General features: G+C 33.2%; 20 protein-coding genes. 8 read left to right on the top strand and 12 right to left on the bottom strand.

The window, feature by feature from the left end; all coding sequences use genetic code 11:
* Nucleotides 1–61: 61 nt before the first annotated feature.
* Nucleotides 62–943, bottom strand: coding sequence for a transcription initiation factor IIB (locus YN1551_RS07725; RefSeq protein ID WP_012711288.1), 882 nt, complete (start codon nt 941–943; stop codon nt 62–64).
* A complete protein-coding gene (locus tag YN1551_RS07730) occupies nt 940–1,212 on the bottom strand; it encodes a Gar1/Naf1 family protein (RefSeq protein ID WP_012717504.1) in 273 nt (90 codons plus the stop codon). Before YN1551_RS07730 ends, YN1551_RS07725 begins: the two co-directional genes overlap by 4 nt.
* Before the next feature lie 154 nt (nt 1,213–1,366).
* On the opposite strand from YN1551_RS07730, the gene YN1551_RS07735 reads away from it, so the two are divergent.
* Nucleotides 1,367–2,263, top strand: a complete 897-nt coding sequence (locus YN1551_RS07735) for a coiled-coil protein (RefSeq protein ID WP_012711286.1) — start codon at nt 1,367–1,369, stop codon at nt 2,261–2,263.
* Nucleotides 2,235–3,302, top strand: a complete 1,068-nt coding sequence (locus YN1551_RS07740; protein WP_012717505.1) for a DUF373 family protein — start codon at nt 2,235–2,237, stop codon at nt 3,300–3,302. Before YN1551_RS07735 ends, YN1551_RS07740 begins: the two co-directional genes overlap by 29 nt.
* Here the strand turns inward: YN1551_RS07740 and YN1551_RS07745 are convergent.
* Nucleotides 3,286–3,495, bottom strand: a complete 210-nt coding sequence (locus YN1551_RS07745) for a DUF5622 domain-containing protein (RefSeq protein ID WP_012711284.1) — start codon at nt 3,493–3,495, stop codon at nt 3,286–3,288. The genes YN1551_RS07740 and YN1551_RS07745 overlap by 17 nt on opposite strands.
* 45 nt (nt 3,496–3,540) lie before the next feature.
* Here YN1551_RS07745 and YN1551_RS07750 point away from each other — a divergent pair, with 45 nt between their 5' ends.
* Complete coding sequence (locus YN1551_RS07750; RefSeq protein ID WP_012713661.1) at nt 3,541–4,386, top strand: N-acetylglucosamine kinase; 846 nt, start codon at nt 3,541–3,543, stop codon at nt 4,384–4,386.
* Here the strand turns inward: YN1551_RS07750 and YN1551_RS07755 are convergent.
* Both YN1551_RS07755 and YN1551_RS07760 read right to left on the bottom strand, forming a co-directional pair.
* Complete coding sequence (locus YN1551_RS07755; RefSeq protein ID WP_256365649.1) at nt 4,375–4,932, bottom strand: TATA-box-binding protein; 558 nt, start codon at nt 4,930–4,932, stop codon at nt 4,375–4,377. The genes YN1551_RS07750 and YN1551_RS07755 overlap by 12 nt on opposite strands.
* Before the next feature lie 88 nt (nt 4,933–5,020).
* A complete protein-coding gene (locus tag YN1551_RS07760; RefSeq protein WP_012711281.1) occupies nt 5,021–5,776 on the bottom strand; it encodes a metallophosphoesterase in 756 nt (251 codons plus the stop codon).
* 42 nt (nt 5,777–5,818) lie between these two features.
* On the opposite strand from YN1551_RS07760, the gene dph5 reads away from it, so the two are divergent.
* Nucleotides 5,819–6,592 carry a diphthine synthase gene (dph5, locus tag YN1551_RS07765; protein WP_012711280.1) on the top strand — a complete coding sequence of 258 codons (774 nt, stop codon included), beginning with the start codon at nt 5,819–5,821 and terminating at the stop codon, nt 6,590–6,592.
* Complete coding sequence (locus YN1551_RS07770) at nt 6,574–7,254, top strand: DUF357 domain-containing protein (RefSeq protein WP_012713660.1); 681 nt, start codon at nt 6,574–6,576, stop codon at nt 7,252–7,254. The genes dph5 and YN1551_RS07770 overlap by 19 nt, the downstream gene beginning before the upstream one ends.
* On the opposite strand, the gene YN1551_RS07775 is transcribed toward YN1551_RS07770, so the two are convergent.
* Genes YN1551_RS07775 through gatC form a run of 4 tightly spaced genes read right to left on the bottom strand, consistent with a single transcriptional unit; the run spans nt 7,251 to nt 10,746 of the window.
* Nucleotides 7,251–7,874 carry a CTP-dependent riboflavin kinase gene (locus YN1551_RS07775; protein ID WP_274379011.1) on the bottom strand — a complete coding sequence of 208 codons (624 nt, stop codon included), beginning with the start codon at nt 7,872–7,874 and terminating at the stop codon, nt 7,251–7,253. The genes YN1551_RS07770 and YN1551_RS07775 overlap by 4 nt on opposite strands.
* 36 nt (nt 7,875–7,910) lie before the next feature.
* A complete protein-coding gene (gene twy1, locus YN1551_RS07780) occupies nt 7,911–8,996 on the bottom strand; it encodes a 4-demethylwyosine synthase TYW1 (protein ID WP_012717507.1) in 1,086 nt (361 codons plus the stop codon).
* Nucleotides 8,997–9,023: 27 nt separating this feature from the next.
* On the bottom strand, nt 9,024–10,448 hold the full coding sequence (gene gatA / locus YN1551_RS07785) for an Asp-tRNA(Asn)/Glu-tRNA(Gln) amidotransferase subunit GatA (protein WP_012717508.1): 1,425 nt from the start codon (nt 10,446–10,448) through the stop codon (nt 9,024–9,026).
* Between the two features lie 4 nt (nt 10,449–10,452).
* Nucleotides 10,453–10,746, bottom strand: coding sequence for an Asp-tRNA(Asn) amidotransferase subunit GatC (gene gatC / locus YN1551_RS07790; RefSeq protein WP_012711275.1), 294 nt, complete (start codon nt 10,744–10,746; stop codon nt 10,453–10,455).
* A gap of 110 nt (nt 10,747–10,856) precedes the next feature.
* Between gatC and YN1551_RS07795 the strand changes: the two genes are divergently transcribed.
* Both YN1551_RS07795 and YN1551_RS07800 read left to right on the top strand, forming a co-directional pair.
* Nucleotides 10,857–11,228: a hypothetical protein gene (locus YN1551_RS07795; protein ID WP_012711274.1), complete on the top strand. Its 372-nt coding sequence runs from the start codon at nt 10,857–10,859 to the stop codon at nt 11,226–11,228.
* Nucleotides 11,188–12,870 (top strand): DEAD/DEAH box helicase, encoded by a 1,683-nt coding sequence (locus YN1551_RS07800; RefSeq protein WP_012717509.1) that lies wholly within the window; start codon nt 11,188–11,190, stop codon nt 12,868–12,870. Before YN1551_RS07795 ends, YN1551_RS07800 begins: the two co-directional genes overlap by 41 nt.
* Here YN1551_RS07800 and YN1551_RS07805 read toward each other — a convergent pair.
* Nucleotides 12,859–13,365: a hypothetical protein gene (locus YN1551_RS07805; RefSeq protein WP_012717510.1), complete on the bottom strand. Its 507-nt coding sequence runs from the start codon at nt 13,363–13,365 to the stop codon at nt 12,859–12,861. The two genes, YN1551_RS07800 and YN1551_RS07805, sit on opposite strands and share 12 nt — an antisense overlap.
* Nucleotides 13,366–13,456: 91 nt before the next feature.
* Here YN1551_RS07805 and YN1551_RS07810 point away from each other — a divergent pair, with 91 nt between their 5' ends.
* Nucleotides 13,457–13,741, top strand: coding sequence for a hypothetical protein (locus YN1551_RS07810; protein ID WP_012717511.1), 285 nt, complete (start codon nt 13,457–13,459; stop codon nt 13,739–13,741).
* On the opposite strand, the gene YN1551_RS07815 is transcribed toward YN1551_RS07810, so the two are convergent.
* Together YN1551_RS07815 and alba1 are read right to left on the bottom strand one after the other, a co-directional pair.
* Nucleotides 13,716–14,036: a hypothetical protein gene (locus tag YN1551_RS07815; protein ID WP_012711270.1), complete on the bottom strand. Its 321-nt coding sequence runs from the start codon at nt 14,034–14,036 to the stop codon at nt 13,716–13,718. The two genes, YN1551_RS07810 and YN1551_RS07815, sit on opposite strands and share 26 nt — an antisense overlap.
* Before the next feature lie 81 nt (nt 14,037–14,117).
* On the bottom strand, nt 14,118–14,411 hold the full coding sequence (gene alba1, locus YN1551_RS07820; protein ID WP_009992406.1) for a chromatin protein Alba1: 294 nt from the start codon (nt 14,409–14,411) through the stop codon (nt 14,118–14,120).
* Nucleotides 14,412–14,475 lie beyond the last annotated feature (64 nt).

Genomic DNA, 14,475 nt, shown 5'->3' on the forward strand with positions numbered 1-14,475 from the left:
ATAAATAAGATTTAAAATGAGCAAATACTATACACAATACTTTTATATAATTCTATAAAAATCATAATGTAACAATAATATCAAAATTATCCACTATATCCTTATATCTATTCCTAATAGTTACTTCAGTAATATCTAACGAGTCTGCAACCTCTTTCTGCGTCTTTTTTATATCCATTAGTGCCGATATTAAGTAAACCGAAGCTGCGCTTAAAGATAAGTATCCTTTTCCGCTAGTCAGCCCTTGTTTATGCATTAAGTCTACTAACTCGGATGCCTTTGTTCCTATAATTGGTGGTAAATTTAATCTGTATATTATTTTTGGTATATATTCTGTTGGTCTGATTTTAGGACGAAAGTCCGGTATTGATTTTGCAACAGATTGAACTCTCTTTAAGGCGTTCCAAAATTCGCTAGAAGATATGGAATATCTAACTTTAAACTCTTGGAGGTGTCTTGGTACGTTATTCACTTGGCAAGAATAATATAAGGCAGCAACTATTAGCGTATACTGATCTATCCTTTTGGTTTGTCCAGTTTCTACCATTTTCCTTATTATTAACGATGCAGTTTCTTTGACATGTTCTGGTAACTCTAATTTTGAACTCTCATCATTTAAAATAGAAAGTAAGGTGACTAGTTTTTTATCCTTAGGTGACACACGTATCTTATTTTGCATTCTTTGCATCTTTAATGTTTTTAGTCTGTCCTTAGCTCTACCGTATCCTATTATAGTATGAAATCCCCAGTCATGTACTTTTGGAGTACTTGGGCTACCTACTCTCTCTTTCTCATTTCTGTCTTTTGCGTTATAGGCTCTCCAATCTGGACCTGGATCTACTGCATTATCTTCTATTACACTGCCGCAGTTTGTACATACGTACATTCCCTTTTCCATATCATATGTTATTGTGTCCTCCGTTCCACAAAATGGACATTTCATTTTCTTGCCCTCCTCCCACTATAACTAACGAATATTTTCTCGTTGACTAAAATTTTTGAATTTTTATCTAACATAGCTAAAGCATAAGGTTCTTTTACGTTTCCTAATACATCTAGGATCTTTCCTATTTTCTGCTCCTTTCCATTATATATAGCCTTTCCTATTATGTTGTACTTCGTAAAGTCTAAATCACTCTTTAATTTAATAAGAATCTTATCTTTTAAAACATTCTTTGTAAATGTGCCAATTTCATTAAAGTTGTTTTTCATCTCATTTTTATGTTACGTCTATATGGGTTTATTATTATTTGTTGATAATACCCATGTATTCATCTTAACTGGCGAAGCTCATTTTTAGGGCTTACTGAAGGCTATTATGTGGGAAATAGTTATTTATACGTATTCGCTACTAAAATAGACAAGAATGTCATCTATATCAACGGACACAGACGAGTTATATAAGAAGATATCTGAGCTTAAAGAGAATATAGTTAGACTGAAGCAACTTAAGTTAGAACTTATTGAAAAAGTTAAAAAAATGAGAGAGAAGAGAAGGGAAAAGATAGCCAAAGCAAAAGAGTTGACACAGCAAATTAACACAATAAGGCAAGAGTATAAAATGAAATTAGAGGAATTTAACCAGTTAAAGGAGAGAAGAAAAAATCTAGTAGAAATAATTCAGCAAATCAGAAAAGATTTTGAGGAAGTTAAAAAACTTTCTTCTCAAAATCTAGGTAATCCTGATTCAATAGAGAGGAAAATAAGGGAGCTAGAATGGAAATTGCAAACTAGTTCCTTAACATTAGAGGAAGAGAAAAAAGTTATACAGAGAATTGCTGAGCTAGAGAAGAAATTACAAGATGCTAAAAAGGCTATGAAAATAAAGGAGAAGAAAACTGAAGAAAAAGCTGAATTACTAGCAAAAAGGGTTGAGTTAAATACAATTAGGGAGAAGATTAAGGCACTTATTAACGAGATAGGAGAAAAGAAGAATATTATAAAGAAATTAGTCGAAGAGAGGAATAAGCTAAGAGATGAAATAAATAATTTAAATAGTGAAATAGAGAATATTTCTAAACAGATAGAAGATTTGAATACAGAAATTAAAAACAAGAGTAACGAACTGAATGAGACGCAAAGAAGACTAAAAAGCCTTCAAGAAAACCCAGTACAAGTTAATACTACTGAAGTTATTGAAAAAAAGAAGAAGAGTATAGAGGAAAAGCTCAAGCAGAATAAGAGGTTATCTTTTGAAGAATTTTTAATACTTTACGGGGAAGTAGATAATAAGGATGGTAAAGACAATAGTAATATACGTTGATATCGACGATGATATAGGAAATTTAGGGTTTTCTTCACCAATTATAGGAGAAGAGAAATGTAAGCTAGCTCTTGATAAAGCAGCTTATTTTATGCCCACAGATTCCGATTTTAATTCGATGGTAGTGGCATTTAATATTTATGTTGATCTAAAAGGAAAAGGAGAAGATGCTGAGATAGTCTTCATATCCGGCTCAAAAAAAGGTGGTACCGAGTCGCAGTTGGAATTTTCGAAAAAATTAGACAAAGTAATTGAGGAGCTATCACCAGAATATGCAGTAGTAGTATATGATAGTCCGGATGACGCTCGTGCAATACCCATAATTCAATCCAGGTTAAAGATTTCTGCAGTTCAGCAAGTTATAGTAGAGCAGTATAGGGGAGTAGAGGAAACATATATGCTTCTTGCAAAATACATAAGAAAGGCCATAACGGAAAAGAGATATGCGAGAGTTTTCTTAGGTGTACCCGGCATAATATTAGCCTTAGCTGGAATATTGGCTGCTCTGAATTTGTCAGTTTACATAGAACCAACAATATTAATTATATTAGGAGGTGCAATGTTCATAAAAGGTCTCAAAATTGATGATCTCATGGAGAGTTGGTGGGAGAATTCCACAATAATGGTAATAACGTCTACAGTGTCTATTATCTCACTTTTAATAGGCGTGATTAACCTCTATATACAACTTCAGCTAGTTAGAGGACTAAGTAGTGTCCAAGAATTCGCTTTTGCAATTCTTCAAATTTTACCATATGCTTCATTTTCCGCCATAATATTGTTTGGTGGTAAGGCTGTCTCCAAGGGATTAAATAAAGATATTAGGGTATGGCATGATATAATTAAGATCATAAACATAGTTATAATTTACTTTATATTATTTACCGTTGTGAAAGATATTATAGATAATACATATATTCTGACTATTCAGTCACTATACACGTTAATATTAGCTTCTATAGTTATCATTTCGATATATATTACCTTAACAGCATTAGAAAAATATGGGATTTTAGAGAAACTCATAAAAAGAATCTAGTTATTTTATCTTTAACTTCTATTGGTAGATTATCCATCTTTATTATCATACCATTCTTAGGTTTATTCTTATTCACATAGTTGGTTAAGATGTATTTTTCAGCGGAATTATCATCCCTTGACTTTAGTATCCTTACCTTAATATATTTACCATTATTTAGATCTACATAAACGTACTTACCATGTTTGAGCATTTCTAGACACCAAAATTTTAATGTCGTTTAGCGTTTATATCGTTTGTGGAATACCTATTAATAGATGCCGGCGGTACATCTACTAAAGTTTTCGTTTATGATGGTGAAAAAGTAGTAAGACAGTACAAATACGAACCGGCAAGTGTAGATAAAGTAGGCCCATATAAGTCAGTTTTAAGATTAAGCAGTATAATCTCGTCATTCAATAAGAAATTTAACGGAATTGCAATATCTTTAGCCGGTATTGACAGTGAAGTCATGGCGAAAGAGGTAAAAAGTCAACTATATCAACTTCTAAGTAAATACGCGGATAAGGTAATCATAGAACATGATGCTCACGTTGTGCTTATGTCTAATGCGAATAAGGGATGTATAACTATTGCAGGAACTGGTAGTATAGTATATGGTTTTGATGGAAGTAAAAGGATAATAAAGGGCGATAGAGGATGGTTAGTTGGCGATATATGTTCTGGATTCTGGTTAGGTAGAGAGTTCTTACATGAGTTGTTAAGAGAGTTTCAAGGACTATCTAATGATAGAAGCTTAATCCAATTTTCTAATTTTAAAACTGAAGAAGATCTAGTGATGTTCCTTTATAAAAACTCTTGTAATCCAGCCAAAATAGCGCAATATTCAGTTAATTTGTTAAACGCTGCAAAGCGAAATAGCACAAAGGCAGTTAGAATTTTGAATAGTTGTATGTCAGAATTCTCTACTTTAGTGCAAATAGTATGCAAAGCTGTAAATTCTAATGTGGTCTACTATTTTGGTGGTATGTATGAATCTCCAGTTTACGTATCCTTTTTCAGTAGGGAGTTAGAGAAGAAGGGAATAAAAAGCGTTAAAAGTAAAAGTGTAATAAATGGTTTACTTAGGCTTCTAGAGCTCTAATTCTTCTTCTTCCTCTATGGGTTTGACGCAATCCAGCTCCGCTAGCTTATCAAATATTCTCTTTACTGCTTTAGATACTTCATCTTCTCTCTTTGCCCCAGTTATTACCATTTTGCCACTACTGAAAATTAGGAGTACAACTCTAGGATCATCCATTCTAAAAATTAATCCCGGAAATTGTTCTGGTTCGTACATGTTATTTTCCAGTAAGAATGCAGCTTTATCTAAGTTAACGTTTACATGTAAGTTAGCGGATGCAACTATATTTTGGATTTGGATTTTAGGTTTGCCCATTATTTTTATACCATATTTTTTAAGTGTCTTAATTATTCTCTTTACGGCCTTTATTAGTTCTTCTGTACTTTTCGCCCCAGTTACTACCATCTTTCCAGATTTAAATATTAAAGCAGTAACCTTGGGCTGTTCTAATCTGAAAATTAATCCTGGAAATTGATCTGGATCGTATTCTATGTTGGGGATACTTCTTTCCATAGCGTATAAATCCAAACTTTGCTCTAACGTAACTGTTGCCACGATATTTTCTATATTTACAATGGGTTTATACGATACCGCTGAATTGGAGATAAAAGATCACCTTAAAAACTTTTTGATTCTGCATTTATAAATCCCTCTTTTAAATAAGTATGTTCTTAATTAAGCCTAATTCTGGGAACTCCATTATACCTTCTCCCTCAATTATAACATAGGGTTTCGCTTTTTCTAATATTGCGTGCTCTTTTATCAAATTACTCATATAATTTGAATGTATTAATGATATATCATTGCCAGCTTGATATATTCCAATTGCAGGCAATACTATAATTTGAGAGTTTTCCCTTTCCTTTATGGGTATTGACAAGAAACATTGCAGTTTCCTAGAGAAACCTAACTTATCTCTTATTGACAATCTTGGGTGCTCATGGCCTATGATGTATGTTGTATTGTTTCTCGGCTCTATTACTTTATGTCCATGAGTTATTAGTATTTCTCCAAGGTCTAACTCATCAACTAATCTTACATTATCAAATTTTTCCGTAACTAAAGAAATATAGTTATCATGATTTCCTCTAACTATTATAACTTCTACTCCGTTATCCTTTAAATATTTCAATATTTCATTTAATTCCTCTTTTTCTTGTCTAGTAAGTTTTTCAAAGGTGTGCTTGAAATCTCCGTTTACTATTAACTTCTTAGTATTAAAAACTGAGAATACTCTATTCGTTATACTAAGAAATCTTTTTTTCTGTATTCTAGGAATATATATACCTTTTCTAGACATCTCCTCTTCATAGCCTATGTGTACGTCGGACATCACTACACTATTAGCATGTTTTACGTAAAGTGCTGGTAGATCCTCAGCAATTAAGATACCTTTAGTGAGCTCTAGCATTTAGATAAGATAATATTAAACACCATTTTATACATTCTTTTTGTGAGCATCTTAAGCCTAGTGGGTCTTGGAATCTCTAAGAAATTCATAACTGAGAATGCTATAGATACATTAAATAATTCTGATATCATAATTTTCGATAAATATACGTCTAGATCTTGCGATATAAACGTTGATGTATTAAGAAGATTAGTAAAGGGAGGGAAGACTCTCATAGAAGCGGACAGGAGTTTATTAGAAAACAACTCGAAGATTATCATGGATTATTTAGATAAGAATTATAACGTGAGTATAGCTAGTATCGGAGATGTATTAATAGCTACAACTCATGTTTCACTACTTATAGAGGCTAAACAGCGGGGGCATAATGTAAAAGTGATTCCAGGTATTTCGGTACATTGCTATCTTATATCGAAATCTCTCTTATCTTCCTATAAATTCGGTAAGTCGGTCACAGTGACATTTCCTTACAACGATTTCATAGATCCTACTCCTTATAATGTGATTAAGGATAACAAGGAAAGAGGTCTTCATACCATACTATATCTGGATTTGAAAAGCGAGAAAGCCATGACTGCTAATGAAGCACTACAGATCTTATTGCGACTTGAAGATAAACATAGAAAAAATGTTCTTTCAAAATCTGATATTGTAATAGTTGGTGCTAGATTAGGCTGTGATGATGAGAAAATTGTTGCTCTCACAGTAGAAGAGGCTACCTTATATGACTTCGGTAATACACCACATATTATTATAATTCCTGGTAACCTTCATTATATGGAGGCTGATGCTATAAAATGGATGTTGATGAGTTAAGGAAAAGAATAGAAAAGTACATTAAAGGAATGGATGAACGATTAAAGAATATCGATAGTGCCAACAATAAGGTGGTAGAATTAGCTAGATTATATACTGAGGATTCTAAATATTATTTAGAGAAAGGTGATTACGTAACCGCATTAGTCGATATTGTTTATGCTGAGGGTTTGTTGGATGCGAAGGAGATTTATGAGAATAATGATCCTAAATCTAATGTATCGAAAAAAGTATTTGTCGCGGGTACTTTTGACATATTGCATCCTGGACATATAGAATTCTTGAAGGAGGCATCGAAATATGGAAGAGTTTACGTGACTGTGGCTAGGGATTCCAATTCAGAGAGAATTAAAGGTAGAAAGCCTATTAATGATGAGCAAACTAGATTAGAAATTATTAAGAGTGTAAGATACGTTTTTGATGCAATATTAGGCGATCAAGAAGATTTTCTAAAAAGTGTGGAAAGAATAAATCCCGATATAATTTTCCTAGGTCCAGACCAGAGAGTAGATGAAACTAAGTTTCTTGAGGAATTAAAAAAACGAGGCTTAAGTCCTCAAATAATTAGATTAAACGAGAGAATAAGGAAATGGCCTCATTCAAGTACAACAGATATAATAAATGAAATTAAAAAGAGGTATTGTAAATTAGAACAACGTTAAACATAAACCTCTATTGTTACCTCATTGCCATCTTTTAAATTCAGTTTTTCCCTGAGATGAAATGGAGAAATTACCTCTATTACGCTCTTTGGATGTATAGTTCTTAAGGGAATTACTACTGCAGCCGGTGTTAGTTTATTAATTGAGGCAGGATATAATCTAACTGCGCCTAATACTCTATCCTTTTGCTTATATTCGGGCACTATTAGAGAAGGTGATGAGTCTAAGAGTAATCTATTTTCTAGAGATAGTTTATCGTATATTATAATATTTAGCGTACCTGGATAAGGGTCAAATCCCATTACTTTGTTTATATGGTTTTTATAGTAATCCATTGATAGAAATATTTTGCCTTCCCCAAGCCCAGATACGATATTTCCTTTTATCTCAAGACTATGAAGTGACAATATGGCATCTTTTAAGCTACTTAAACATGAACTCAAAAATCTTTCTCCCTCTTCTGTTAATCTTATTATCTCTCCTTCTTTAGATATTATTCTTACTATCAGTTTATCATCCTCTAATTCTTTTAATTTACGAGATATTGATTGCTGTGAGAAATTGAGCATCTTAGCTAGCTCTGACTGCGTTACGTATGATTTGCCCTTTGAATAGGCTATAATTTTAGCTAATATACAAGCGTTTGACTCATCTTTTCAAGTTGATCCCTCTGTACAACCTTGTTCTGCTTCCTTATATTCTCCACTCATATCATCTTCTATATCAATAGTAGACCAATCCCATTTCTCATTCCACGCATTTCCAATCTTAATTGGCTTATCCAATTTACTTAGAAGAACTATTCTACTGGGCACGTGCTCTGATAAGATTTTATATCCAGTGTATTGTGCTAAGGTTTTTGCGAATTCTCTTATCTCTTTATGTTTTGGCATCGCATCTCTACTTAATCTATAGGTTGATGGTCCAACGTGCATATAAGCTTTAATTTCTATATATGTGGGCATTGCAATTTCCATTAACTTCGCAAATTCTCTTGCATCTTGCTCACTCATATTGTATCCCTTTATCATTGTAAATCTTATCACAGTTGGAGAACTAAAACTAGGTAAGATCTCTAAAGTCTTCATAACTAATTGCCAAGAATTAGCAACTACTGGTCTATTAATCATCTTGTGTTTTATCTCATTCGGAGCTTGTAGAGATACAAATAACTGAGTAGGCTCTTCTTCTAAGCTTGCTAATATATCTGGTCTTACACCACTTGTTACAAGAAAGGTTGTCATTCCTCTTTTATGATATTCCTTTATAAGATCACCAAGTTTCTCATAAAGTGTAGGTTCTCCAGTCAAACTTATTGCAACATGCGCGGGTCTCATCGCATCTTTTACCTTTTGGATGTTAACATCATTTCTTCCTAGATATCCAGAAACGGCCTTCTTATGTTCTTCTATACTCCTCTCTACAATATATTCAGGATCATCATATGCGGGCATTTTCGTATCGTCCCACTCTAGTCCAACATCCTCTGGTTCTAATCTCCAACAATGTACGCATCTAAACCAGCACCAGGCTGCAGTTGGAGTCATTTGTACGCATCTATGACTCTCAATTCCGTAGAATTTGCCCTTATAGCAAGATCTATTAGCTACAAGAGCAGAATGAGTCCAATGACATTTTTTATATACACTGTGAGTGCCAATGATGTGGTATTTCTCTTTTTGTAACTCTTTAAATATCTCACTTACTGTATCGATCCTTAAATTACTTTGCATATTGTACATTCTACCGCATATAGGATTAAAAAATTATTAGATCTTAATTGGTGCTGTTAAATTGTACAATTTTGTAACATTTCTCTCTATATAGGATGAAATGTTAATTAAATAAATATCTGATAGATATTTTCCCATTAATTGTAATCCTATTGGTAAGTCATTATAAAATCCCGCTGGCAACGATAATGCTGGTATTGCAGCTAAGTTAGCTATTACAGTATTTAGATCCATTGCATACATTCTCACAGGGTCATTGATTACCTCACCTATTTTAGGCGGTAATATAGGCATTGTAGGAGAGACTAAAATATCATATTTTTTGAATAATTCGTCTAGACTTTTCTTAATTAAATTTTTAACCTTTAATGCCTTGAGGTAAAATTCCTCATAATATCCAGCACTTAAGATAAAACTACCAAGGAGGATCCTCCTCTTTACCTCTATACCAAACGCTTCTCCTCTATTTTTAGCATAAACCTCACGCCAATTCCCTTCCATGTATTTGCTATATCCGTACCTAACTCCATCATATCTAGCTAAATTAGAGCTTGCTTCAGACATTGCTATTATGTAGTATGCTGGTAGTGCGTATTCTGCATTACCTAATTTGGTATCTTCAATTAGAGCTCCTTCACTAGATAGTTTATCTATAACATCTTTTATCACACCAGATACTGGTTTTTCTGACATTTCTAAAATATCACTAAGAATACCTATCCTAACGCTTTTCACATTCTGTTCCTTAAACTCAAAATTTAGAGATAAGTCAATTGTAGTAGCGTCCTTATCGTCAGGTCCAGCAATTATTGAGAAAAGCAATCCTAAGTCTTCAGCATTTCTAGCCATAGGCCCTATTTGTTCTAAACTATTTGCATAAGCTACTAGACCAAATCTACTCACTGTGCCATAAGATGGCTTTAAACCAAAAGTTGCATTATATGCAGCTGGCGCTCTTATAGAACCTCCAGTATCGCTACCTAACGCCAATTCGACATAACCAGCTGCTAGAGCTGCTCCACTACCTCCAGATGAACCTCCAGGGGTTCTTTCTAAATTCCAAGGATTTCTAGTGGGACCAAAATAACTCGTCTCTGTAGTTGAACCCATAGCGAATTCGTCCATATTCGTTTTACCAACAATTACCGCCCCTTCCTTCTTTAATTTTTCTATAACTGTAGCATCATATGGAGGTATGTAATCTTCTAACATCTTTGATGCACAAGTAGCTCTAATTCCCTTGGTTGAGATGTTATCCTTGATGGCAATTAGTATCCCTGCTAATTTGCCCCCTTTGTTAATGTTTTCTTTTACTTCCCTTAATACCTCTTCCTTGCTTCTAATAGTTATAAACGCGTTGGTGTACTTATCGTATTTGCCTATTTTCTCATAAGTTCTCTCAACGTATTCTTCAGCCTCTAAATTCTTATTTTTCAAATCATTGACTAATTCCACTATCATAATCTTATTCACCGTAAGTTCTAGGTCCTACTATATATCCGTTTTCTTTTCTTTTCACGTTTTTGAGTGCATTTTCCCTATCTAATGGATCTCTTGGAGTATCTTTCCTTAGTCTCCCTTGAGGGAGAGGATGAAATAGTGGTTCTACATTACTTAAATCAAGCTCGTTTATTTTCTCAAAGAATTTTATGATATTTGTTATATCATTTTCTAACATTTTTTCTTCATTCTGACTTAATTGAATTAAAGATAAGTTTTCTAAATGTTTAATTAAATTCTTATTGACCTCTATTTTCATTGATAACACTTCAGAGAACTAGTTTATATTTTCATTCAGCAAAAATCTGCCTAAATTAAATCTAATGGCCACGATACATTTTAAACTAGCTTTTTCCTAACATAATAGTTGTGAAAATAGAGGAATTAATCACAAATTTACCTTGGATCGGATTGGAAGAAGCGTTACAATACGGTTTCTCTGAAGCAGAAGCTTTAGGCAAGAACTTTATAGGCATCACTTTAGATAATGGAGATGGTCTAATTTTATACGTAAATCCATTTTTAAATGATATATATAAAATACTTTTAATGAGCAAGTCTAGATATAATTTGCCTTCGATAGGAGTTTTCTCAAATTTTAATGGAGATAAATACTTTATTTATGATGTAGGGGATATTTCGGAACTTATAAATATTCTTGGTTCTAATTTAAAGGTTATATATGTTGAAGTGATTAAAAATGTCCTTGAGGACTTTCTATATCAAACAGTGGTTGGATGAAGATGATTTCAAAAGATTATTATTGTTCTCGAGATATTTAGGGAGAGATAGTAATGGATCTCAGTTCGTAATTGATTTGGAAAGAGCTAAAAGAAATGGAGTAAAACCAAGCGAGATAATGGAAATTTTAGAGGATTACGATGTGAAGCTTTCTCAAGAGGATGTTGCAAGATTGAAGGAAAAACTCCTGGACTGTTCCTTTAAAATAGAGGCCGGTAAAATAATTATGAAACCATATACTTATCTTGCAGACGTTCTAGAGAAAATTAATGAGAGAAATGAGAATGGGGAGTACAAGTTCAAAATTAAATATGATAAGCAAAATAGAAGATTCATAATACGTCCAATGGATTATTATAACCTATTGCAAAAATTGAGAGAAAATGGATTAGAGATCAAGGAATTAAACCTTTCATTCAAAGAGTTTGAGTTTGAATTTAATGGGCAATTAAGGGAATATCAAAGAGAGGCCATAGAAAATTGGATTAAGAATGGAAATAGGGGAGTTATAGCACTTCCGACAGGGACTGGAAAGACAGTAGTTGGAATAAAAGGTATAGATGTAATCAGAAAGCCTACTCTCATTGTAACCTTTACCAAAGAGCAAATGCTACAATGGAAAGAAGCTATACTAAAGTTTACCTCAAAAAGGCCTGACATTGGGTTTTATTACTCAGAGGAAAAGAGAATAAGACCAATAACCATAACTACTTATCATACGGCGTATAGGCATCTTCCACAACTATTTGATAAATTTTACCTACTAATAGTGGACGAAGTTCATCATTTACCTGCAGATAAGTTTAAAGCGATAGCAGAAGGCTTAATAGCTCCTTATAGGATGGGTCTTTCGGCGACTCCCCATAGAGAAGATAATAAACATAATGAGTTATTTAGTCTAATAGGTGGAATAGTATATTATAAGTCAGTTACCGAACTAGCTAAGTTAGGTTATCTAGCCTCCTATGAAATTATTCAGAAAAAAGTAAGACTAACCTTAGAAGAGAGAAAGAGGTACAATGAGCTATTAAATAAGTTTAAGGCATTATCTAAAGGCAGAAAGGTAAGTGAGTTAATTGAGTTAGTAAAGAAAGGTGATGAAAGTGCTATTGAAGCCATGAGGGTTTATAATGAAATGAGAAAAATAGTGAATTTTGCTTCAGAGAAAATGAGGGCATTAGACGAGATACTTAAATCCGAAAAAGGAAAGATTCTAATATTTACTCAGTACGTTGATCAAGCCGAAGAAATAGCTAGAAGGTATAACTGTTTATTATTAACCGGTAAGATGTCTAAAGAGGAGAGGAAGAGAGTTTTAGCAACCTTTAAAACTATGAGTGCAGGAATTCTTGTTTTGACTACTGTGGGGGATGAGGGAATCGATATTCCAGATGCTAATGTAGGAATTATTGTAACTGGAACAAGTTCTAGAAGGCAGTTTATTCAAAGATTAGGTAGGATTATGAGGCCCTATAATTGCAAGCAAGCAAAACTTTATGAGATAGTTGTAAGTGGTACTCCGGAGGAGTATCAAGCTAAAAAGAGAAAAGAAACTGATATTCTCACATTTGAGGGTATACCTTATCAATCCTCCGAAAACTTCGATAAGGATCAAGATAAACTTAGTCCTTTAGATCGATAAGGATGGATTTATGTAGAAAAATATAGAATATCCCAATAATCTTACTAGAATATCTCTCTTATCTAAAAAACAGAGTCCAACGCTAACTTTTCCCTTATCTATGCTTATTATTGGTTGGTTATTTACTTTTAATAGAGGTATACCTTTAATAAGCTGGCTTGTGTAGCCTTTTATTTTACCTCCAATCATGTGTTTAAAAGTGAAAGCTGTAAGAAGGGTAGGTTCTAAAATTTCTATCTCTCCTTCAATATAGTTTTCACATTTGATAAAAGTCACGTTATGAAATATTTCTTGGTTTACTATTATACCTTCTACCCAGCTTAAATTTTTAATCTCGTTTGTGCACTCCTCGCTAATTAATGAAAGCGGGGGGAAAGTTACTATTTTTCCATTTACGTTTAGAGTAGCAGGATATACTAATATTATATCTCCCTCTTTTATTTCCTTTACCTCATTAGGTCTACATATTTTGCTGTCAACGTCTACGTAAGGCATATTAAGCAATATTAAGAGATATACTACAAATAAAAAATATTAAGGATGTATGGACTTGTAAGGACTGAATGGTTGATGAGTAACCAGGCTGATGAATATGAGATGGCTTAAAAAGAGGGAGGTAATAATATATTTTCTTCTTTTCAAGAAATTTAGATATGAGAAATTTAATATAGCTGACGCTTTTTCTGTTTTAGGACCTTATTTTTCTAAAAAAGTAACATACAATAGTATAAGCTATATGACTAAAATAGGCCTAATAACTAAACTAAGTAATGTTGAATATAGGCTTAATCCCTTTGACGACTTTGTTCTTTCCTTCTTGGCAAAACCTTATTTGGAAAGAAGAGCTACTCTTCGTCGTAGAATTCAATAGTTATCTTTACTTTTACCTCTTTCTTGCTTAATGGTGGTATTTTGTCTCCAAAATCTACTCCCACGCTTACTGGGTTTCCCATAGAGTCTGTAAATTTTACATCAGCAACATAGTGGAGTTCTTGCCTTTGATTCATCATGTTCATCAACTCAGAGTATATTCTAGAGAGCGCCATTTGTAATGCCAATGGGCTGGAGAAATCTTCTGGCTTCAATTGTATAGCTTTAAAATTGCCCATCATTTCTCCTATTTTTGCCTTTCCCTCAAATTCAACTTTAATTGTAGGCTGGTTCATTTATATCGCAAGAATATTTTCTGTTAAGCTCCCTATTAAAAGTAGCGCATAATAAAAGAAAAGTCTAAAAAACTCAGACACTTACTTTTTCCTTATAGCAATTTCTATTGTTGAAACTCTTGATTGTCTTCCGTCTTGGCTTGTTACTACTTGACTTCCTACTCTAATTTCCTTAATCTCTATCTTGTCTGGTAAGAATCTGTTCCTTACTATTTCCACAGTATCTACGGCCTTACTAATAGCTCTTCCTCTAGCTTTGATTACAATTTCGCTAACTCCCTGATTTAGTAGAGTTAATGCAGCTAAGACATAGTTCATTACTGGTTTCTTTCCTATTAAGACTACATTACTTGGAGTTGGGGTTCCGCTGCTCATCTTTTCCACCTATTTGGTCTCAAATAGTCATTCATATAAAGCTAAAAAAGTTAACCGAATAGAG

Origin of the sequence: Sulfolobus islandicus Y.N.15.51, assembly GCF_000022485.1 — an archaeon.
In the GTDB taxonomy this organism is placed as follows: domain Archaea; phylum Thermoproteota; class Thermoprotei_A; order Sulfolobales; family Sulfolobaceae; genus Saccharolobus; species Saccharolobus islandicus.